At 67.2% G+C, this 20,361-nt stretch carries 17 protein-coding genes; 5 read left to right on the forward strand and 12 right to left on the reverse strand.

Features of this window, described 5'->3' with window-relative positions:
- Nucleotides 1-4 precede the first annotated feature (4 nt).
- From V6M51_RS21590 to V6M51_RS21605, 4 genes are read right to left on the reverse strand one after another with little or no spacing between them, the layout of a single operon-like run.
- Entirely contained in the window at nt 5-1,216 is a 1,212-nt protein-coding gene (locus tag V6M51_RS21590) for an aromatic ring-hydroxylating oxygenase subunit alpha (protein ID WP_332770300.1), read from the reverse strand.
- Nucleotides 1,217-1,248: 32 nt separating this feature from the next.
- Nucleotides 1,249-3,714 carry a TonB-dependent receptor gene (locus tag V6M51_RS21595; protein ID WP_332770301.1) on the reverse strand — a complete coding sequence of 822 codons (2,466 nt, stop codon included), beginning with the start codon at nt 3,712-3,714 and terminating at the stop codon, nt 1,249-1,251.
- Between the two features lie 60 nt (nt 3,715-3,774).
- Entirely contained in the window at nt 3,775-4,263 is a 489-nt protein-coding gene (locus V6M51_RS21600) for a nuclear transport factor 2 family protein (protein WP_305673535.1), read from the reverse strand.
- A 51-nt stretch (nt 4,264-4,314) separates the two neighbouring features.
- Nucleotides 4,315-5,820, reverse strand: coding sequence for an aldehyde dehydrogenase family protein (locus V6M51_RS21605; RefSeq protein WP_332770302.1), 1,506 nt, complete (start codon nt 5,818-5,820; stop codon nt 4,315-4,317).
- 286 nt (nt 5,821-6,106) lie between these two features.
- Here V6M51_RS21605 and V6M51_RS21610 point away from each other — a divergent pair, with 286 nt between their 5' ends.
- Nucleotides 6,107-6,715 carry a TetR/AcrR family transcriptional regulator gene (locus tag V6M51_RS21610; protein ID WP_332770303.1) on the forward strand — a complete coding sequence of 203 codons (609 nt, stop codon included), beginning with the start codon at nt 6,107-6,109 and terminating at the stop codon, nt 6,713-6,715.
- A 4-nt stretch (nt 6,716-6,719) separates the two neighbouring features.
- On the opposite strand, the gene ppc is transcribed toward V6M51_RS21610, so the two are convergent.
- From ppc to V6M51_RS21625, 3 genes are all read right to left on the reverse strand, one after another.
- On the reverse strand, nt 6,720-9,416 hold the full coding sequence (gene ppc, locus V6M51_RS21615; protein WP_332770304.1) for a phosphoenolpyruvate carboxylase: 2,697 nt from the start codon (nt 9,414-9,416) through the stop codon (nt 6,720-6,722).
- A 100-nt stretch (nt 9,417-9,516) separates the two neighbouring features.
- Nucleotides 9,517-9,933, reverse strand: a complete 417-nt coding sequence (locus V6M51_RS21620; RefSeq protein ID WP_332770305.1) for an EVE domain-containing protein — start codon at nt 9,931-9,933, stop codon at nt 9,517-9,519.
- A 68-nt stretch (nt 9,934-10,001) separates the two neighbouring features.
- Nucleotides 10,002-11,678 (reverse strand): AMP-binding protein, encoded by a 1,677-nt coding sequence (locus V6M51_RS21625; protein WP_332770306.1) that lies wholly within the window; start codon nt 11,676-11,678, stop codon nt 10,002-10,004.
- 173 nt (nt 11,679-11,851) lie between these two features.
- Between V6M51_RS21625 and V6M51_RS21630 the strand changes: the two genes are divergently transcribed.
- Nucleotides 11,852-14,023 (forward strand): acylase, encoded by a 2,172-nt coding sequence (locus V6M51_RS21630; RefSeq protein ID WP_332770307.1) that lies wholly within the window; start codon nt 11,852-11,854, stop codon nt 14,021-14,023.
- 157 nt (nt 14,024-14,180) lie between these two features.
- Here the strand turns inward: V6M51_RS21630 and V6M51_RS21635 are convergent, their stop codons facing one another.
- Both V6M51_RS21635 and V6M51_RS21640 read right to left on the reverse strand, forming a co-directional pair.
- Complete coding sequence (locus tag V6M51_RS21635; protein ID WP_332770308.1) at nt 14,181-14,747, reverse strand: ImmA/IrrE family metallo-endopeptidase; 567 nt, start codon at nt 14,745-14,747, stop codon at nt 14,181-14,183.
- Nucleotides 14,728-15,138: a hypothetical protein gene (locus V6M51_RS21640; protein ID WP_332770309.1), complete on the reverse strand. Its 411-nt coding sequence runs from the start codon at nt 15,136-15,138 to the stop codon at nt 14,728-14,730. Before V6M51_RS21640 ends, V6M51_RS21635 begins: the two co-directional genes overlap by 20 nt.
- Before the next feature lie 533 nt (nt 15,139-15,671).
- On the opposite strand from V6M51_RS21640, the gene V6M51_RS21645 reads away from it, so the two are divergent.
- On the forward strand, nt 15,672-16,304 hold the full coding sequence (locus V6M51_RS21645; RefSeq protein ID WP_332770310.1) for a hypothetical protein: 633 nt from the start codon (nt 15,672-15,674) through the stop codon (nt 16,302-16,304).
- Between the two features lie 103 nt (nt 16,305-16,407).
- Here V6M51_RS21645 and V6M51_RS21650 read toward each other — a convergent pair whose 3' ends face one another.
- On the reverse strand, nt 16,408-17,550 hold the full coding sequence (locus V6M51_RS21650) for an aminotransferase class V-fold PLP-dependent enzyme (RefSeq protein ID WP_332770311.1): 1,143 nt from the start codon (nt 17,548-17,550) through the stop codon (nt 16,408-16,410).
- A gap of 119 nt (nt 17,551-17,669) precedes the next feature.
- Between V6M51_RS21650 and V6M51_RS21655 the strand changes: the two genes are divergently transcribed.
- Together V6M51_RS21655 and V6M51_RS21660 are read left to right on the forward strand one after the other, a co-directional pair.
- Nucleotides 17,670-18,893 carry a patatin-like phospholipase family protein gene (locus V6M51_RS21655; protein ID WP_332770312.1) on the forward strand — a complete coding sequence of 408 codons (1,224 nt, stop codon included), beginning with the start codon at nt 17,670-17,672 and terminating at the stop codon, nt 18,891-18,893.
- 15 nt (nt 18,894-18,908) lie between these two features.
- Nucleotides 18,909-19,691, forward strand: a complete 783-nt coding sequence (locus tag V6M51_RS21660) for a 3-hydroxybutyrate dehydrogenase (protein ID WP_332770313.1) — start codon at nt 18,909-18,911, stop codon at nt 19,689-19,691.
- A 1-nt stretch (nt 19,692) separates the two neighbouring features.
- On the opposite strand, the gene V6M51_RS21665 is transcribed toward V6M51_RS21660, so the two are convergent.
- Both V6M51_RS21665 and V6M51_RS21670 read right to left on the reverse strand, forming a co-directional pair.
- Nucleotides 19,693-20,079, reverse strand: coding sequence for a MerR family transcriptional regulator (locus V6M51_RS21665; RefSeq protein WP_332770314.1), 387 nt, complete (start codon nt 20,077-20,079; stop codon nt 19,693-19,695).
- Nucleotides 20,079-20,361, reverse strand: a 283-nt coding sequence (locus tag V6M51_RS21670; RefSeq protein ID WP_332770315.1) for an acetyl-CoA carboxylase biotin carboxyl carrier protein subunit, incomplete at its 5' end; no start/stop codon positions are given. The genes V6M51_RS21665 and V6M51_RS21670, both read right to left, overlap by 1 nt.

Below are 20,361 nucleotides of genomic sequence, written 5' to 3' on the forward strand. Positions count from 1 at the left end.
CCTCTCAGTCTAGCGGCATGCCGATCATGGCCGCGATGTTGCGGTGGACGTTCTGCAGGGCGATCTCGTTGCGGCCGTAGACCATCTCGAAGCCTTCCGGCGCGTGCTGCAGGTTGCGCTGGCCTTCCTTGGAGACGCTGTAGTCCTCGGTGCGCACGACGGTTTCGATGTAGTCGTGGGCCGCCTCGAAGGCGGAGTCTGGCGTCTCGGCCGGCGCGTCGGCGACGCGATAGGTAGACATGATGGTGAAGCATCGCCCGGGCTCGTCGCCGGGATAGAGGCGGTACATGCCGATCATGCGGCCACCGCCCTCCATGGGCGCGCCATAGACGATGGAGTTGGGGAACAGCAGGTGGCTGGCGCCATAGGGCGCCGACGGCCATTGGGCCTCGTCCACGCCCACGAGGTCGCGGTAGCCGACATTGGTGAAGCAGACGCGGTAGTGAGGCTCGAGGCTGTCGTAGAGGATCACGTTGGAGATGGAGGACGTGCCGAAGGTGGTCGGATGCAGGGCGCCGAAATGGTAGCCCTCCCCATAGGTGTCCAGGGCGTATTTCCAGTTGGCCTCGACGTCCACGCGGCTGTGCTTGATCAGCCTGGCGCCGGCCAGGTCCAGATTCAGCAGCTCCGGCCCCATGTCCCCCAGCCAGGCCTCGACATCGATCGCCTCGTCGCTGGCGTGAGCCTTGACGAAGACCATCCCGCCCCACTCCGCCACCGGTACGCGGATCAGGCTGCGCGACGCCCGGTCGATCCCCTCGAACGAGGCCTCGCCCGGCATCGCGACCACCTTTCCGTCGAGGTCGAAACTCCAGGCGTGGAACGGGCAGACCAGGAGCTTGCGCCGGCTGCAGTCGGCCACCAGCCGCGCGGCGCGGTGGGTGCACATGTTGAGGAAGGCGTTCAGCGTCCCGTCCCGAGCGCGGACGATCACAATGGCCGGCCCGGCGCTGTCGAACAGCATGACGTCGCCGGGCTTGGCCACCTCGCAGGACAGTCCAGCCAGCAGCGGGGCCTTGCCGAACAGCTCGCGCCGCTCGGCTTCGAAACGGACGGGATCGGTATATTCCCGCGGCGAGATGCGCATGGGCGCATCTCCCCAATCGGTGGTCCCGCCGGCCGTCAAATGAGCGACGGTCCGGCGTTCCAGCGCACGCATGGCCTCGTTCACGGGGGAGGTCTCCGTTTGCTGGGGAGCGTCGAGGGTGTCGGACATGGCCTTACTCCATCTAACGGTCGTCGAGGGCCTCAGTGGCGGAGCGTGAACTGTAGCGCGATCGTGCGCGGCGGATTGGGCGTGCCGATCAGGTCGGAGTGTATCCCGCCGGCCGTGCCCGTGCCGCTGCCTGAGCTCGGCGCATCCCCAAGTGAGGTGAGCACATACTCGTCGGTCAGGTTCTTGCCGATCAGAGCGACGTCCCAGCGTCCATCCTCGTCGGACAGGCGCAGGGAGGCGTCGAACACCGAATAGGCCTCCTGACGGCCGTTGGGATTGCCGAACGGCCCGCCCAGATAGCTGCTGCTGAAGCGCAGGTTGGCCGAGGCCCCGAAGACCATGCCGTTGAAGGCTTGCGACTCGTAGTCGGCCTGGATGGCGCCGGTCCATTTTGGCGCCGCGGCCGTGGACTTGCCGCTGAGGTCCTGCACCGTGCGGCCGGCGACGACCGTACAGCCCTCGGCGATTGTCTGGCCCCCGTAGCAGGGCGCACCGCCGAAGTCCTCATAGCGCGACTTATTGTAGGCCAGGGTCCCGCGCAGGGTCAGACCGCGGGTGAACTGCGGAGCCCATTCGCCCTGGATCTCGACGCCCTTGGTGACCGCCGCGCCGGCGTTCTTGGTGATGTACTGGATCTTGGTGGCGTCGAAATAGTCGATCTGGAAGTCAGAGTACTTGTAGTGATAGGCGTCGATCGCGACCCGCAGCGTGCCGTCCAGCAGCGTGGCGCGCGCGCCGCCCTCGAAGCCCTCGGGCTTTTCGGGGCTGAAGGCCAGGTCCGCGGCCGTGGTGTTGCCCACCGCGCTGTTGAGGGCGCTGATCGAGAAGCCCCCTGACTTGAAGCCCTGCTTATAGGCCGCGAAGACCATCAGGTTCTCAGCCGGCTTCCAGGTGATGGCCGCTTCGGGCGACAGGTTGTCAAAGGTCTGGTCGCCGTTGATCGGCGCGTTTTGGCGGAATACGCCCCGGTAGAGGCTGACCACATAGGGCTGGTTGAACACCGAGTCCTTGGTCTCGTGGGTGTAGCGCGCGCCCACGGTCAGTTCCCAGGCGTCGTTGATCTTCCAGATCGCCTGGCCGAAGCCGGCGAAGGTGGTGCCGTCGGTCTGGGACAGCTTGCGCAGGGTGATGTAGCGCAGCCCGGCCGGGGCCGTCGGATCCTCCAGGGCGCCCGGGAAGATGATCTGCTGGTCGAAGTTCAGCTTGGTGTTCTGGTAGTAGACGCCGACCATGAAGTTGAGCGGCGAGTCCAGCTGGGTCTGGGCGCGGATTTCCTCGGAGAAGGCTCGGTATTCCGACCGCTCCGAACCCCAGGTGCCGCCGTTGGCCGCGCCGGTGAAATCGTAGTCGCCCAGGAAGTAGTTCACGAAGTGGTGGAAGCCGGTGACGGCCGTCAGGGACACCGCGTCGGTGTTGTAGTCGGCGATCCCGGTGAGGGAGTAGGAGTCGTAGTCCTGGTAGAGCTCGCCGCCGTGACGGCCGAGCAGCGAATTGGTGGCCGCGATATCGGCGGGCACGTCGTTCTGCTGGATCTTCCAGTTCTTGTCGCAAGCCGCCCCGGGCTGAACCTGGGCCGTACCCTTGGGGCACGAGACCATCTCATTGTTCCAGGTGGCGTCGGTGACCCGGTAGCGATCGACCGCCGCCTTCAGCGTCAGGCTGAACTGTTCGCTGGGGATCCATTGGGCGGTGAGGCGGGCCACGATATCCCGCTCCCCGGGAATATCCTTCTGGGGCGCGGGCGAGGCGTGCGGGGTCGCCGCGAAGGTGTTGACGTTCAAGGTGGTCAGCGAGGTCGCCGGCGCCAGGTTCTCGACATAGCCGCCCTGCATGTTGGAGGCCCGCACGGCCAGGCGCATGCCGAAGGTGTCGGTGATCGGGCCCGAAACCATGGCCTCGATGGCAGGGGTCTTCGAGTTGAACTCATAGGAGAGGCGGCCGAGGGCCTCGAACTCCGAACCCGGATTGGCGGAAGTGAAGGACAGCACGCCGGCGGTGGCGTTCTTGCCGAAGAACAGGGCCTGAGGTCCCTTCAGAACCTCCACCTGCTTCATGTCGAAGAAGCCCTCGTTGATGATCCGGCCCTGGCCATAATAGACCCCGTCCACGTTCACCGCGACCGACTGCTCGATGCCGATGCTGGTGAAGGACGAGCCGATGCCGCGCAGGCTGATGGTGGCGCCGCTGCCGCTGCTGCCGCGGGTGACCGAGAGCTGGGGCATGGTCGCGGCGATCTCCTCGATGGACCGCAGCGCGAAGTGGTCGAGCTGTTCGCCGGAGATGGCGGTCACCGCGACCGGGATATTTTGGATGTTCTCGTCGCGCTTGCGGGCGGTGACGATGATCTCCTCCAGCGCCGTGGCGGCCGGGGCCTCGTCGGCCAGGGCCACGGCGGGACTGGCCGCCAGGAAGGCGACGGTCGAGGCCGAAAGTAGCAGCGCCTGGGCGCGGCCGATTGATCCTAGTCGTGTGCGCTGGGCGCCTGTGTTGCGGGTCATTGTGGTTTCCTCCCCCTGAATTTTCTTGTGTTCGTCGGTCGCCGCGGTCGCGCCGCGCCGTTAGTCGAAGGTTGGTGGGAATGGACGTCCGAGCTGTTCGCCGATCCGGGCGCCGCCGTATTCGCCGGCGGAGATCAGCTTCAGCCGCGAGATGCGCCAGCCGGCCGGCGTGCGCACGAAGCGGTTCTCGTAGCGCCCCCAGCGGTGGCAGTCGGCGGTGGCCGGAAAGCCCGTGAAGCGCTGCCACGAGTACATGTAGCTGTGGAAGGTGACCTGGTCGGGCGTGTCGAACCGGATCTCGGCGTTGCTGATGTGGTGGCTGCCGCTGACGGTGACCCCCAGGGCGTCGCTCAGCATCTTGCCGAGCTGCGCCTTGCCGCGGAGCGTGTACTCGTCGCTACCGGGCACGAAGTTGGCGACACAGTCGTCGACGAACAACGCCACCATCGACGCTGGATCGAGGTTGTCGGCGTGCCGGCAATACTCGTACATCGTCTCAAGTATGTCGACGCGATCCTTGAGTTCTTGAACCGTCTTTTCCAAAGACACGTCTTTCTCTCCCTGATTTGAGACCCTTCTACGAGGGCTTCAATTCGTTTTTTATCTGATCTTGAGCCATACCGATTTCAACTCGGTGTAGTGGTCGATCGACGCCGCGCCGAGGCTGCGGCCGTAGCCGGATTGCTTGACCCCGCCATAGGGGATGGATGGATTGACCCGCTGATAGGTGTTCACCCAGACCGTACCGACGCGAAGCGCCTGGCTGGCCCGATGGGCGCGCGACAGATCCCGCGTCCAGACCCCGGCGGCGAGGCCGTACTCGGTGTCGTTGGCGATGGCGATCGCCTCCTCCTCGGTGTCGAATGGGATGACGCTCATCACGGGGCCGAAGATCTCTTCCCGCGCGATGGTCATGCGATTGTCGACGCCGGTGAAGATGGTCGGCTGGTGGAAGTAGCCCGCGTCGCCCTGCCGAGCGCCGCCGAGGGCGACATGGGCGCCTTCGGCCCGGCCCAGGCCCACATAGCGGCTGACGCGGTCGAGCTGCTCCTGCGAGATCAACGGGCCCATCTGGGTGTCGGCGCGGAAGCCGGAGCCGATCTTGATCGACCGGGATTTCTCGACCATGGCGGCCACCAGTTCGTCGTGGATTCCCCGCTGGATCAAGACGCGGGTTCCGGCGGTGCAGACCTGGCCCGAATGGCCCCATGCGGCGCCGGTGATGGTGGCGGCCGCCGCGTCCAGGTCGGCGTCGTCGAACACGATCTGCGGGCTCTTGCCGCCCAGCTCCATGCTCAGGCGCTTCAGGGTCGGCGCCGCGGCGGCCTGGATCCGGCGGCCGGTCTCGCCGGAGCCCGTGAAGCTGATCGCGTCGACCTGCGGATGGGCCACCAGGGCCGCACCGACGATCTCGCCGACCCCGTGGACCACATTGACCACGCCGGGGGGGATGCCGGCCTCCAGGCAGAGCTTGGCGACGACGATGGCGGTGAGCGGGGTCTGTTCGGCGGGCTTCAGCACCACGCTGTTGCCGCAGGCCAAAGCCGGAACGATGCCGCAGGGCGCGGCCGAAGGTCCGTTCCAAGGCGAGATGACGGCGCAGACGCCGACCGGTTCGCGCACCTGCTGCACCACCACGTCGTGCGGCGCGGCCGGCATGGAGCCGTGCAGCTTGGTGGGCCAGCCGGAATAATAGTCGACCGTATCGATGCCGAACTGGACGATGAAGGCCGAATAGGCCTGGACCACCCCGCCGTCGAGGACATCCAGGTCCGACAGCAGATCGCGGCTCTGGCCGAGCAGGACGGACAGGCGGCGCAGGCGGCGCTCCTTTTCCTGCGCATCCAGGTTGCGCCAGCGACCGTCCTCGAAAGCCTGGCGCGCCGAGCGCACGGCGCGATCCACGTCCTCGACACCGCCGGCCGCACAGCGGGCGAATTCCAGGCCGGTGGCCGGATCGTAGAGGGCCATGGTCTCACCCGACGCCGAGGCGACGACCTCGCCCTCGATGACGTGGCCGAACTCGCTGCCGACCAGGAAGTTGGTGGCCGCCTGGGACAGCGGCCATTCATCCATGGTCTTCAGGAAGGCTCGGGTGGCTCGCATGATCTGGCTCGAATGCTCTGGCTAGGCGCAGGTCTCCAGCGCGCGGAAGAGGCTTCCGCGCCGGGGGCCGGCTTCGGTGGGTTTGGGGAGGAACGGTGTCGGGCGTCGCGACGAGTGGCGTCGCGGGACGTCCCGGAATCAGTTGGGGATGCAGGCCATCTTCGAACGTTCTCCCTTGTGTGTTTTTGTTATGTTACAGTTGTTATATAACAAGCGTTATATGGAATCGTCAATGGCAATTTCTGTTCATCATCATGCTAGACGACAACAGGTCGTCGATGTCGCCATGCGGCTCACCGCCAAGGCCGGTTTGGATGCGGTGACGGTGCGCGACGTGGCCGAGGGAGCGGGCTGCAGCACCGCCATCGTGTCGCACTATTTCCACAACAAGAAGGAGCTGCTGCACCTTACCTATACGGCCGCCATAGAGCGGGCGACGAGCCGCGCGGAAAGCGCCCTGGCCGCCACGGGCGACCTCAAGGCCTATCTGGCCGAGATCATGCCGCTGGACGACGACCGGCTCACCGAATGGAGCATCTGGCTGGCCTTCTGGGCCAAGGCGGTCTCGGACCCGGACATCGCCGAGGCGCAACGCAACTGCGTCCTGCGCACGCGCGGCAACATCCTGAGGATCCTCGACGACCTGAACGCGCGGGGTGAACTGGTCGCCGGCGTCGACCGCGCGCACGCGGCGCGGCGGGTGCTGGCCACCATCACCGGCATGGCCGTGCAGGTGATGTTCGACCGCGAGGACTGGCCTACCGACCGCCAGCACGGCCTCATCGACCCAGAACTGCGGGCGCTCTACAGGCCCTCGCGCATACCCGCCTCGATCGCCGAACCGGCCACGCCCGCGGGGCGCGAGAACGTGATGGCCATGGCCGGGGAACGCTAGCCGCCTAGCCCGTGTTGCGCAGGCCCGCGGCGATGCCGTTGATGGTCAGGTGGATGCCGTCGCGCACCGCCTCGGTGTCTTCGCCGGCCCGGCGGCGGCGGATCAGTTCGATCTGCAGGTGGTTCAGCGGATCGATATAGGGCAGGCGCGAGCGGATGACCGCGGCCAGGTCCGGGTTCTTCTCCAGCAGGGCGGATTGCCCGGTGATCGCCAGCAGCGCCTCGACAGTGCGGTCCCACTCGGCGCGGATCTCGCCGAACACGTGGTCGGCCAGGGCGCGATCCTCCACCAGGCCGGCGTAGCGGCCGGCGATGGCCATGTCGCCCTTGGCCAGCACCATTTCCATATTGGCCAGGGCCGACGAGAAGAACGGCCAAGTCTCGTGCAGCTCGGCCAGCTTCTCGATCGGCGCGCCCGAACGAGCCACCGCCGAGCCGAATCCGTACCAGCCGGGCAGCAGGGCGCGCGACTGCGACCAGGAGAACACCCAGGGAATGGCCCGCAGCCCCTCGATGCTGCGCTTGGCCTGGCGCGAGGTCGGCCGGCTGCCGATGTTCAGGTCGGCGATCTCGCTGATCGGGGTGGCGGCGAAGAAATAGTCCACGAAGCCCGGCGTCTCGTAGACCAGAGCGCGGTAGGCCGACATCGCCTCCCGCGCCAGACCGTCCATGATCCCGGCGTGCGGCGCCGCCAGTTCCGACTTGGCCGGCTTGCGCAGGGAGGCCAGAACCACCCCAGCGGCCAGGGTCTCGAGGCTCTGCCGCGCCAGCTCGGGATCGGCGTACTTGTTGGCCACCACCTCGCCCTGCTCGGTGATGCGGATGCGGCCGGCGATGGTGCCCTGGGGCTGGGCCAGCAGGGCGTCGAAGCTGGAACCGCCGCCGCGCCCCACCGCCCCGCCCCGGCCGTGGAACAGCTGCAGGCGCAGGCCGGAGTCACGCATGACCTCGGCCAGGGCCAGCGAGGCCTGGTGCAGCTCCCAGGTGGAGGTCAGGTAGCTGCCGTCCTTGTTGGAGTCCGAATAGCCGATCATCACCTCCTGGATGCCCACCGGCCCGACCAGCTGGCGGATCAACGGCAGGGCCAGATAGCGGCGCATGATGTCGGGCGCGGCGCGCAGGTCGGCGATAGTCTCGAACAGCGGCTCGGCGAACACCTGGGTCCGCGCCGGGTCGCCCGGCGTGAACAGCCCGACCTCCTTGAGCAGCAGATAGACCTCCAGCAGGTCCGAGATCGAGGTGGTGTTGGAGACGATGTGTGCGCGGATCGCGTCGCGGCCGTAGAAGTGCTTCAGATCGGCGGCGGCGGTCAGGATGTCGTACTCCCGCCGAGTCTCCTCGCTGTAGTCGGCGAAGGGCGTGTGCAGCAGGCGCCCATGCGACAGCTCGGCCAGCAACAGCTCGCAGCGTGCATCCTCGTCCAGCGCCTCATAGTCCGCGCAGACCGCGGCGCCCTTCAGCAGCTCGGCGACCACCCGCGCGTGCACCGCCGAGTTCTGACGCAGGTCGAGCCGGGCCAGGTGGAAGCCGAAGATCTCCACCGCGCGGATCAGGTCCGGCAGCGGGCCGCGGGCGAAGGACGGACCATGGCGGGTCAGGAGACTGTCCAGCACCGTCTGCAAGTCGCCGCGCAGGGCGTCGGGACCGTCATAGGGCTGGGCGGGTCCGGCGGCGCGCCGCGCGGGCGGCTCCCCGGTCAGCAGCGGATAGGTCGCCGCCAGCCGCGCATAGATGTTGGTGAGCGCCCGGCGATAGGGCTCATCGGCCCGGTGCGGCGAGGGGTCCGGGGAGGCGTCGGCCAAGGCCTGCAGCTCCGGCGTGACGCCGGCCAGGCTGGCGGAGATCGACAGCTCCGCGCCCAGCTGGTGGATGCGATCCAGGTACATGCGCAGCGCCGCCCGCGATTGCCGCGCCATGGCCTGGCGCATCACCGCCTCGGTCACGTTGGGATTGCCGTCGCGGTCGCCGCCCACCCAGGACCCGACCCGCAGGAAGGACGGCAGGCGATCTGGCTCGCCCAACACCTCCAGCCAGTGGGCGTAGAGCCTGGGCAGTTCCGGCAGGAAGCTGCGCTCGAAATAGGAGACGGCGTTCTCGATCTCGTCGCCGACCCCCAGCTTGACGTTCCGCAGCAGCCGGGTGCGCCAGAAGATCGCCACCTGGCGCATCAGTTCGCGCTCGAGCCGCGCGCGGTCGGTGTCGGCATGAGCCTGGTCGTAGGCGTCGAGGTCGTCGGCGATCGCGCCCTGGCGGTCGAGGATGCTCTTGCGCCGCACCTCGCTCGGGTGGGCGGTGATCACCGGCGCCACCAGCGCACCCTCCAGCAACGCCATCACCTGGTCGACGCCGACGCCCTGGGCCTTCAGCACCCGCAGCGCCCCGGCCAGGGTGTCGGATCGCGTGTCGCCCCCGCGTCCACGGCGGCGCTGAATCTGGTCCTCGGCGATATTGGTGATCTGCAGGAAGCAGGCGAACGAATGGGCGAAGCGCACAGTGTCCGGCGGGCTCAGCCCTCCCAGCCGGTCGGCCATCAGCTTGGCGGCCGCCTCCGTGCCCTCCCGATGGAAGCCGACCGACGCCTGGCGGATCTCCTCGATCTGGCTGAACACGGCCTCGCCGTCTTCGGCGCGGATCACGTCGCCCAGGATGCGCCCCAGGAAACGGACATTGGCGCGCAACAGGTCGGGTAGGGACTGGGTCATTCTCGCCCGCGATGTTGACTTAGGGGAAGCGACACGGCTTCCGCGCCCTAAGACCACCCCGCGCTTCCAAAGTGAAGCCTCTTCGCCGCGATTGGCGCGGCTATCCAGCCATGGCCAGCATGGTCGCCCATTCCCTGGCCGTGACCGGCGACACCGAGAGCCGCGACTGGCGGACGATCTTCATCTCGGCAAGCTCAGGGCGAGCCTTGACCTCCGCCAGACTCACCGGTCGCTTGAGGGGACCGACCGGAGCGATCTCCACCGCCACGAACCGCCCGGAGGCGTCGCCGGGATCGGGGAAGGCCTCCTTGGTCACCTTGGCCAGGCCCACCGCGGCGGGACCCGCGCCCGAATGGTAGAACAGCACCTGGTCGCCCACCTTCATGGCCTTCAGGTTGAGCGCCGCGGTGTTGTTCCGCACACCGTCCCACACGGTCCCGCCATCGCGCACCAGGTCGTCGAACGAATAGGTGTCCGGCTCGGACTTCACCAGCCAGTACTGAGCTTCCGCTGCCATGACGTCTCGCCCCTTCGCCGCTGAATGACCGGGCGCAGGATCACCATCCCGATGGCGGCTTGTCGAGCCTAGGCGGTCTGTTCGGCGCTCACGCCCAGCTCACGCATCATCGCCTCGCGCATGACGAACTTCTGGACCTTGCCGGTCACTGTCATCGGGAACTCGGTCACGAACCGGACATGGCGCGGGACCTTCTGGTGGGCGATCTGGCCCTGGCAGAACGCCCGCAGTTCATCGTCGGTCAGCGTCTCGCCTGCCGTCAGGATCACCCAGGCGCAGAGCTCCTCGCCGTAGCGGCTGTCGGGCACGCCGAACACCTGGACGTCCTGGATCGCCGGATGGCGATAGAGGTACTCCTCGATCTCGCGCGGATAGAGGTTCTCCCCGCCGCGGATCACCATGTCCTTGATGCGCCCGACGATGTTGCCATAGCCCTGCTCGTCCAGGGTGGCGAGGTCGCCGCTATGCATCCAGCCCTCGGCGTCCTTGACCGCGGCGGTCTGGCCGGGTTCGTCCCAATAGCCCAGCATCACCGAATAGCCCCGGGTGCAGAGTTCGCCCGAGACGCCGCGCGGGACAATGTCGCCGGCCTCGTCGACGATCTTCACCTCGAGGTGGGGATGCACCCGGCCAACGGTGGAGACACGGCGCTCCAAGGGATCGTCGACGCTGCTCTGGAAGCTGACCGGACTGGTCTCGGTCATCCCGTAGCAGATGGTGACCTCGGCCATGTTCATGCGGGCGATGACCTTGCGCATCACCTCCACAGGGCAGGGCGAGCCGGCCATGATTCCGGTGCGCAGGGAGCTCAGGTCGAACTCGGCGAAGCGCGGGTGGTCGAGCTCGGCGATGAACATGGTCGGCACCCCATAGAGCGCGGTGCAGCGCTCGGCCGCCACCGTCTCCAGGGTCGCCAGGGGATCGAAACCTTCGCCGGGATAGACCATGGCCGCGCCGTGGGTCACCGCGGCCAGGTCGCCCATCACCATGCCGAAGCAGTGGTAGAGCGGCACCGGGATACAGATGCGGTCGTCCGGGGTCAGCTTCAGGGCCTGGCCGACCAGGTAGCCGTTGTTGAGGATGTTGTGGTGGCTCAGCGTGACGCCCTTGGGCGCGCCGGTGGTGCCGCTGGTGAACTGGATGTTGATGGGGTCGGAGGGCGAGAGCCCGGCTTCAACCGCTCTCAGGGCGCCGAGGTCCGCGCCCGCCGCCTCAATGTCGGCGAGGGCCACTGCGCCTCGGATGGTCGGCTCGCCCATCTCGATCAGCAGGCGCAGATCGGGCAGGCGCGCGGCCTTGAGCGCGCCGGGTTCGCTCGTGTCCAGCTCCGGCGCCAGGGCGCGGATCATCGCGCGATAGTCGCTGGTCTTGAACGGCGGCGAGATCACCAGCCCCGCGCAGGCCACCTTGTTCAGCACGAACTCCAACTCCGAGAGCCGGTAGGCCGGATTGATGGTCACCAGGATCAGGCCGGCCTTGGCGGCGGCGAACTGGGTGATCGCCCATTCCGCGCGGTTCAGCGACCAGATCCCCAGCCGGTCGCCCGGCGCCAGGCCGCAGGCCAGCAGGCCGGCGGCGAAGGCCTCGCAACGGGCATGGAGCTGGACCCAGGTCAGGCGCAGTCCTTGGGCGGGACAGACCAGGGCCTCGCGGTCGGCCCACCGGCGGGCCGCCTCGTCCAGCGCCTGACCGATCGTGAGTTCCAGCAACGGCGGCTCGATGGCGCCGCGAACCAGGCTTTCCATGGCGTCTCTCCCCTTGCGGTCCGGCCGCCTTGTCTGAAGCATGTCAGCCAATGGAGCATTGTCCAGCACGCGGTACGGGCAGCCGGCGGCCGGTCGTCACCGGCCGCTAGGCTCTGGACTCGACTCCTCGAGGATGGTGTCACGACGAGGTCTGAGTTTAGGGAGAACGCGCCTTGCGGACCTTCGGCCTGATTCTGTTCCTGGTCCTCGCCAGCGCGGGCCACGCCCAAGCCGCCGACGACCTCGCCGCCTGGAAGCGCCAGGCGGCCGATGTCACCATCGTCCGCGACGACTGGGGCATCGCCCACATCACCGGCAAGACCGACGCCGACGCGGTGTTCGGCCTCGTCTACGCCCAGGCCGAAGACGATTTCAACCGGGTCGAGACCAACTACATCAACGCCATGGGCCGCCTGGCCGAGGCCGAGGGCGAGTCGGCCATCTGGCAGGACCTGCGGATGAAGCTGTTCATCGATCCCGCCGAGCTGAAGGCGCAGTATGCCCGGAGCCCGGCCTGGCTCCGCAAGCTGATGGACGCCTGGGCCGGCGGGCTGAACTACTACCTCGCCACCCATCCGAACGTGACGCCGCGGGTCATCACGCGCTTCGAACCCTGGATGGCGCTGAGTTTCTCGGAAGGCAGCATCGGCGGCGACGTCGAGCGGGTGTCGCTCAGCCAGCTCGAGGCCTTCTACGGCAAGAAAGCCGTGGCGCTGGCCGCCGACGAGACCGGCGCGACCTTCAAGGAGCCCACCGGCTCCAACGGCTTCGCCATCGCGCCCTCCAACACCAAGGACGGCAAGGCCCTGCTGCTGATCAATCCGCACACCTCGTTCTTCTTCCGCTCCGAGGTGCAGGTGACCAGCGGCCAGGGCCTGAACGCCTATGGCGCGGTCACCTGGGGCCAGTTCTTCGTCTATCAGGGCTTCAACGAACACGCCGGCTGGATGCACACCTCCAGCGGCGTTGACGTGGTCGACGAGTTCGCCGAGACCATCGCCAAGTCGGGCGACAAGCTGACATATCGCTACGGGTCAGAGACCCGGCCCGTCACCGTCAAGACCATCGCCGTGCCCTACAAGGCCGCCGACGGGACCATGGCGACCCGGAGCTTCACCACCTACGCCACCCACCACGGCCCGATCGTGCGCGAGGCGGACGGCAAGTGGATCGCCACGGCCCTGATGAACACCCCGGTGGCGGCCCTGCAGCAGTCCTTCCTGCGCACCAAGACCACGGACTATGCCAGCTTCCTCAAGGTCGCCGAGCTCCGGGGCAACTCGTCCAACAACACGATCTTCGCCGACGCCAAGGGCCAGATCGCCTATCTGCACCCGCAGTTCATCCCCAGGCGCGACGACCGGTTCGACTACACCAAGCCGGTGGACGGCTCCGACCCCGCCACGGACTGGAAGGGCCTGCACGCGCTCTCCGAGGCCCCGGCCCTGCTCAACCCGAAGACCGGCTGGCTGTTCAACACCAATGACTGGCCCTGGTCGGCGGCGGGACCCGACAGCCCCAGGCGCGGCGACTATCCGCGCTACATGGATTCCAACGGCCCCAACCCGCGCGGCGCCCACGCCGTCCTGGTGCTGACCGCCCGCAAGGACTTCACCCTGCCCACCCTGATCGAAGCCGCCTACGACCCCTACCTGCCGGCCTTCGCCCGCCTGATCCCCGCCCTGGTCGAGGCCTATGACGCCACGCCCTCGGCGGATCCCCTGAAGGTGCGCCTGGCCGAGCAGGTCGCCGCCCTGCGCGCCTGGGACTATCGCTGGTCGGCGGCCTCGACCCAGACCTCGCTCGCGGTGTTCTGGGGCGAGGCGCTCTGGGCGGAATCCGGTCCCGCCGCTAAGGCCGCCGGGATCAGCGTCTATGACTACATGGCCACCCGCACGACCCCGGAGCAGAAGCTCACGGCCCTGGCCAAGGCGGCCGACCGGCTCACCCAGGACTTCGGGTCCTGGAAGACCCCCTGGGGCGAGATCAACCGCTTCCAGCGCCTGACCGGCGACATCGTCCAGCCCTTCGACGACGCGGGCCCCAGCATCCCCGTGCCCTTCACCTCGGCCCAGTGGGGCTCGCTCGCCTCGTTCGGCGCCAAGCGCTACCCAAATACCAAGCGCTATTACGGAACCGGCGGAAACAGCTTCGTCGCCGCCGTCGAGTTCGGGCCCAAGGTCAAGGCCCTCGCCATCACCGCCGGCGGCGAGAGCGGCGACCCCGAGTCCAAGCACTTCAACGACCAGGCCCTGCGCTACAGCCAGGGCGCCCTGCGGGAGGTGTACTTCTACCCGGAGCAGCTCACGGGGAAGACGGAGCGGACGTATCGGCCGGGGGAGTGAGGGCGGCTGGCTACCATTACAACGGCCGTCTCGACACCGACGCCATCGGTACCGACGCGATGCTCAAGGCCACGACCGGCGAGCGCCTGACCTATCGGCGGTCTAGTGAGCCGCGAACGAGCAAGCAGAAGGCGCACAAGCTTCACGCGAAGCGCCGTCAGCTCCGATCAAAGCCATAGGCGTCAACTTGAGCCTCAGGCTCGTCGTCGTACCCGGTGCCGACCGGAGCGATGCTCCCAAGCTTGATGCTCATTGCGGCCGGTGAGACGTGGAAACGCCGAGCCAACTCCACGGCGTCAGTTATTCCTAGAGACTGCGCAGCCTTAAGCACGTGGTTTGGGATGAGGAAATTTGCCGCGAACGTATTGGCCTGCCACTCCTCGCGCGGGCCAATATTCTTATTGGGATAGTAGTTGGCGGCAATCCGGAACGCCAAAGTATCGCTAGTTCCGTCGCAGGCTTCGAGCTTGGCGCGATGGTAAATGAAGTGGCCGATTTCATGCGCGACCGTGAATCGCTGGCGCGTCACCGCATGCCGGCCATTCACCACAATCTGCCAGTTGTCGTCATCCAAGCGTCGGATGGCACCCGACACCTCGTTCGGCAAGGTTTCGTCTACCAGTGGCCCCAAATGAAGGTCGCGGGCAGCCGCGAACACGTCGACCGGGGCATCGCCCCAGTAACGTTTGACCTTCTCAAGAGCTTCACTGGGCGGGATTTTCACCCTCAGTCTCCAATTGTTCGGCCTGCTGATTTGGTGTCAGCGGACCCCCTTCGCCAGCATCGGGGCCGGAATAAAGAGGAGGCGCGAACTCGGCGATAAGGTCGCCCGCGTTTCGCTCCATCCATTCCCTTGCAGCCTCCTTAGCAGCGTTCTCCGCCCAAAGCTTGACCCAGATGCCCCAACCGATCCCGCCGGCTAGGGCGGCGACGCCGATCAGAAGGGCGATGGCTGCGATGAGGTTGTTCTGTTGAGCTACCGCTAACGCGATCGCGTCGAAGTTGGTCGCCTCCGGAATCGATGCCGCCTGCTGCTGCGGCTGGGGAGCCGAGCAAGCCTTGGTCGCCGCCACGATTATCCGTTCGCACGCGGCGACGGTAAGGCGCTCTGGCATCGGCCTTCCTAAGGATTCGACAGGCTAGAGTTTAGGGTTGAAGCTTCACCACTCACAAGGTGAAAGCGAAATGATCAACTCTGGCAAGTGCCCGAAATGCGAGAAGACCATAAACAAGGTCTCGCTTGAGGCGGTGGACGTATTGGTGGGTTTCCAGACTCAGTACAATGGCGTCAGCTACTCTTGTCCGCACTGCCGTACCGTTCTCGGTGTTGGGATCGATCCAGTCGCGCTAATGAACGACACAGTCTCCAAAACCATCCAACGGCTGGGCGCCGGTTAGCGGCGATGGGGCAAGTTGCTTCGCAGTTGCGGGTGTCAATATTCATCAGGGTCATGGGCCGCGCCGGTAGGTTTGAACCTCCCGCTCAAGCAAGCTTCGGCCTGGCCTGGCTTGGCTTGGCTTGGCTTGGCTTGGCTTGACGGAATTTTTTTGCGGAACGTACGGCTTAGGCGGCATTTTCGGCGCATTCGCCACGCAACGATCAAGGTGCTCTTAAGCGCCAAGTTCGTCTTCGGGATGCTTTTCGGTCATGGCGATAACAGACTACTACGAAATGATGACGGCTCCAGCGAACCGAGAGTTCTATGAGAACTACGGTCGCACCATGGCAGCTTGGGGCTACCTTGAGCGTTGCCTCTCCGAGGCGCTCGCACGTCTTGCCGGGCTCAGCCCCCAGATGGCCGACGCCATCTTTTACTCTGCGAACAGCTTCAGCGGTAGGTCGGCGATGGTGATGGCCTGCGTCCCCTTTGCCCGCACGGTACCGGTCGGAAAGACCTTCCTGACGAAAGCGGTGCTACTCGCCAACGAGTACGCGCTGACGCGCAACACCCTCGCGCACGACCACCATGAACTCGATTGGCCGGAAGGCGGAGAGCCGCAATGGCTCATCCGCTCGCCTCGCGGCGGCCCCACTCTAAGCCCCGATCAAATTCGAAACGCCGACCATAACTTTAGCCTGCTGACCTACATTATAGGTCTGAGTTGGAAGCGCGGCTCCCAGCTTTTGGATCCCGAACTCAGTCTCGCGCTACTTCGGCTAATGCCGAGGGATGCGGCCGCTCCGACAGCAGACCATAACGAAGTAAACCGTCTCTCAGACGAACTTCAGCATCTGTGCGATCTAGATGAAGGCGGATTGTATTCCCGCCCGTTGGCTTGACCTCAGAACCACTCTGACTGTTCGGCTCCTGGGCCAATCTCTCTGTCCTCGAAATGGGACAGCTATACACTCGTTAGATCACCGGCCTGTTACACCGAGGACATCAACCTAGAACCTGCTCTACCGCCTCCACCAACTGCCCCACATCCTCCTCCGTCACATGCAGGTGCGGCGCGAACCTCACCGATGTCCCGCGCTGGCTGACGAACACGTTCTTCGCCCGCAGCGCGCTCACCAGGTCGCCTGAGAACCCCGCCGGCATCCGCGCCCCGAACATATGCGGGCAGCGCAGCTCTGCTGGCGGAAGGGTGAAGCCCAGGGCCTCCAGGCGCTGGGCGACCTCGGCGTTCACCACCCCGAGCGCCTCGGCGATGGCCGGCACGCCCCAGGCCTGGAGCTGTTCCAGGGCGGCGAGCGCGCCAGGCAGGACGGTGGTGATGCAGGTCTCGCCCACGTCGAAGCGCCGCGCGCCGGGGCGGTAGGCGTCGCTGTAGCGGACCAGGTTGGCGAAGTCCTTGGCGTTGTCGCGGACCAGCCAGGTCTCCTCCAGCGGCCGCGCCTCGCGCCAGGCCGGGGCCACGTACATCAGGCCAAAGCCGTAGGGGGCGAGCAGCCACTTGTAGCCGGCGGCCACCAGGAAGTCGGGCGCGACGGCCTCGAGATCCAGCGGCAGGGCGCCGAGGCTCTGGGTGGCGTCCAGCACCAGGGCGGCGCCGGCGGCGCGGCAGGCGGCCCCGATGGCCACGAGGTCCAGCCGCGCGCCGTTGGTCCAGTGGCAGTTGGCCATCGCCGCAACCTTCACCCGCGATCCGAGGTGGGCGAGGACCGCGGCGGTCCAGTCGCCGTCGGCCGGGGTGGGGACAGTGACCACCTCCGCGCCACGCTCCATCGCCGTGCGCCGCCAGGGCAGGACGTTGGAGGGAAACTCCTCGTCCAGCAGCAGGATCTGGTCGCCGGACCGCAAGGTCGGCTCGATGGCGCGGGCCGCGGCGCTGACCCCGTAGCTCGCCGCCGGGATCACCGCCCAGCCGTCGGCCCCGCCGCCGAACAGGGCCGCGGCCAGCTCCCGCGCCCGCTCGGCGTCGGCGAAGAAGTCGTCCGGGGTGCGCTCCCAGGGCCGGCTCTTGGCGCCTGCGGCCGTGAACAGGGCGTCGCGCGAGGCGTTCAGCAGCGGGGCGTTATAGGCCGTGTTGAAATAGGCGATCCCGGCGGGGATTTCGAACAGGGGGCGTTGCGAGGTCAGCATCTCGGCGTCCTAACGCGGGCTACGGCCATCAGCCAGTCAAAGCTCGGCCGACTTGATGCGGCCGCAAATATGTTGCACTGCACCATCGAGAGCCGCACCGCAGCGCTGGAGGATCTCAGATGAGCCCGCGATCGCCGGCTGAAGAAGGCCACCCGCACGCCAGGCGCGTCGGCGTCGCGCCGCCCGAGACCCGCAAATCGTGCGCCACGCCCTTCGAGAGCGTGGCCCTGCTGCTGCAGGGCGGCGGCGCGCTCGGCGCCTATCAGGCCGGGGTCTATGAGGCGCTGCACGAGGCGGGCGTCGAGCCGACCTGGATCGCCGGCATCTCCATCGGGGCGATCAACAGCGCGATCATCGCGGGCAATCCGCGCGAGCATCGGGTGGCCAAGCTCCGCGCCTTCTGGGAGCAGGTCAGCGCGGCGCGGGACGGCGGCTGGGCCGATCAGTGGACCAAGCTCGTGACCTTCGACGCCGCCCGGGGCTGGCTGAACCAGCTGGCGGCGGGGCAGATCGCGGCCAGCGGGGTTCCCGGCTTCTTCACCCCGCGCCTGCCGCCGCCCTATCTGACCCCGCCGGGCGCCCCCGGCGCCACCAGCTGGTACGACACCGCCGCCCTGCGCCCGACCCTGGAGCGGCTGGTCGATTTCGACCGGATCAACGCCAAGGCCATGCGCTTCAGCGTCGGCGCGGTGAACGTCCGCACCGGCAATTTCGCCTATTTCGACAACGAGATCGACACCATCGGCCCCGAGCACATCATGGCCAGCGGCGCCCTGCCACCGGCCTTCGACGCGGTGGAGATCGAGGGCGAATTCTACTGGGACGGCGGGTTGGTCTCGAACACCCCCCTGGACTGGGTGCTGTCGGCGCGCTCCAACCTCGACACCCTGATCTTCCAGGTCGACCTGTGGAGCGCCCGCGGCGAGGCGCCCCGCGACCTGTCGGAAGTGGCGGTGCGGATGAAGGAGGTGCAGTTCTCCAGCCGCACGCGCGCGGCGACGGACACCTTCCGCAAGCTTCAGCACCTCCGTGCGACCTTCAACGAACTTCTGGCCCAGATGCCGCCGGAACTGGCCGCCACACCCCAGGCGCGGCTGCTGGCGGAGGCCTCCGATCCGGCCGTCTACAACATCGTTCAGTTGGTCTACCGATCGCCCACCTATGAGGGCCAGTCGAAGGACTACGAGTTCTCCCGCCGGACCATGGAGGAGCATTGGCTCGCCGGGCGGCGGGACGCGCTCGCCACCCTCGCCCACCCCGAGGTGCTGACCCCGCCCACGGCCGCCCATGGGGTCGAGGTCTACGATTTCGTGACCCCGGCCGCCGCGGACCGCGCCCCCTAGCAAGAAGGAATATCCATGAGCCTCCAGGACAAGGTCGCCGTCGTCACCGGCGCCGCCAGCGGCATCGGCAAGGACATCGCCAAGGCCTTCCTCGCCGAGGGAGCCAAGGTGGTCATCGCCGACCTCAATATCGACGCCGCCAACGCCACCGCCAGGGCGTTCGATCCGACCGGCGAACGCGCCATGGGCGTGGCCATGGACGTCACCGACGAGGCCCAGGTCGAGGCCGGGATCGAGGCCGCGGCGGCCCGCTTCGGCGGGATCGACGTCCTAGTGTCCAACGCCGGCGTCCAGATCGTCGGACCGCTGGAGACCTTCGCGTTCAGCGACTGGAAGAAGCTGCTGGCCATCCACCTGGACGGCGCCTTCCTGACCACCCGCGCCTGCCTCAAGCACATGTACGCCCAGGGCCGCGGCGGCACGGTGATCTATATGGGCTCGGTCCACTCCAAGGAGGCTTCGGTGCTGAAGGCGCCCTATGTCACCGCCAAGCATGGGCTGGAGGGCCTGACCAAGGTGGTGGCCAAGGAGGGCGCCGCCCATGGGGTCCGCGCCAACCTCATCTGCCCGGGCTTCGTGCGCACGCCCCTGGTCGAGAAGCAGATCCCTGAACAGGCCCAGGCCCTAGGCCTCAGCGAGGCGGATGTGATCAAGAAGGTGATGCTCAAGGACACCGTGGACGGCGAGTTCACCACGGTGGACGACGTGGCCCGCACGGCGGTGTTCCTGGCCGGCTTCCCGACCAACGCGCTCACCGGTCAGTCGATCGTGGTCAGCCACGGCTGGTACATGCAGTAGGTCAGACGACGCGGCGCGCCCGCAGCTGGCGGCCGTCGCGGGCCAGGGTCTCGATCTGGCGGTCCAGCGCCTCCAGCTCGGCGCTGACCTGGTTGCGGCGGTTGCGCAGCCGGCGCAGGACATAGTCGAGATTGTTCTCCGGCGGCGCGCCGCTGTCCTGCAGCTCCAGGCCCTCGCGGATCTCCGGGATGCTGAGGCCACAGCGGCGCAGGTCGACGATCTGGGCCAGCCGGGCCTGGGCGTCGGCGTCATAGATGCGGCGGTTCTGGCGGTCGCGGGCGGCGGTGATCAGCCCTTCCTCCTCATAGAACCGGATCGCCCGGGGCGAGACGCCGTAGCGCCGGGTGAGGGCCGAGATCTGCACGCGGCTCTGGATCGACATGTGCATCAGGCAAACTCCACAAGGATTTCATCTGCGGCGACGGAGTCGCCTGCGGCGGCTCCGATGGTCTTGACGGTTCCGTCGCGCTCGGCGCGGATGATGTTCTGCATCTTCATGGCCTCGACGATGGCGACCTGTTCGCCGGTCTTGACCTCCTGGCCGACGGCGACGTCGAGCGAGACGACGAGCCCGGGCATGGGCGAGAGGATCAGCTTGGAGGTGTCGGCGGCCTGTTTCGGCGGCAGCTTCTCGTGCAGCTCGGCCGAGCGGGGGGTGAGCACCAGCACG

This window comes from Phenylobacterium sp. (assembly GCF_036677185.1).
Classification (GTDB): domain Bacteria; phylum Pseudomonadota; class Alphaproteobacteria; order Caulobacterales; family Caulobacteraceae; genus Phenylobacterium.

Coding starts and splice junctions, on each gene's coding strand:
- V6M51_RS21590 (WP_332770300.1), bottom strand. CDS start 1,216: ATGTCCGACACCCTCGACGCTCCCCAGCAAACGGAGACCTCCCCCGTG.
- V6M51_RS21595 (WP_332770301.1), bottom strand. CDS start 3,714: ATGACCCGCAACACAGGCGCCCAGCGCACACGACTAGGATCAATCGGC.
- V6M51_RS21605 (WP_332770302.1), bottom strand. CDS start 5,820: ATGCGAGCCACCCGAGCCTTCCTGAAGACCATGGATGAATGGCCGCTG.
- V6M51_RS21610 (WP_332770303.1), top strand. CDS start 6,107: ATGCGGCTCACCGCCAAGGCCGGTTTGGATGCGGTGACGGTGCGCGAC.
- ppc (WP_332770304.1), bottom strand. CDS start 9,416: ATGACCCAGTCCCTACCCGACCTGTTGCGCGCCAATGTCCGTTTCCTG.
- V6M51_RS21620 (WP_332770305.1), bottom strand. CDS start 9,933: ATGGCAGCGGAAGCTCAGTACTGGCTGGTGAAGTCCGAGCCGGACACC.
- V6M51_RS21625 (WP_332770306.1), bottom strand. CDS start 11,678: ATGGAAAGCCTGGTTCGCGGCGCCATCGAGCCGCCGTTGCTGGAACTC.
- V6M51_RS21640 (WP_332770309.1), bottom strand. CDS start 15,138: ATGCCAGAGCGCCTTACCGTCGCCGCGTGCGAACGGATAATCGTGGCG.
- V6M51_RS21645 (WP_332770310.1), top strand. CDS start 15,672: ATGGCGATAACAGACTACTACGAAATGATGACGGCTCCAGCGAACCGA.
- V6M51_RS21650 (WP_332770311.1), bottom strand. CDS start 17,550: ATGCTGACCTCGCAACGCCCCCTGTTCGAAATCCCCGCCGGGATCGCC.
- V6M51_RS21655 (WP_332770312.1), top strand. CDS start 17,670: ATGAGCCCGCGATCGCCGGCTGAAGAAGGCCACCCGCACGCCAGGCGC.
- V6M51_RS21660 (WP_332770313.1), top strand. CDS start 18,909: ATGAGCCTCCAGGACAAGGTCGCCGTCGTCACCGGCGCCGCCAGCGGC.
- V6M51_RS21665 (WP_332770314.1), bottom strand. CDS start 20,079: ATGCACATGTCGATCCAGAGCCGCGTGCAGATCTCGGCCCTCACCCGG.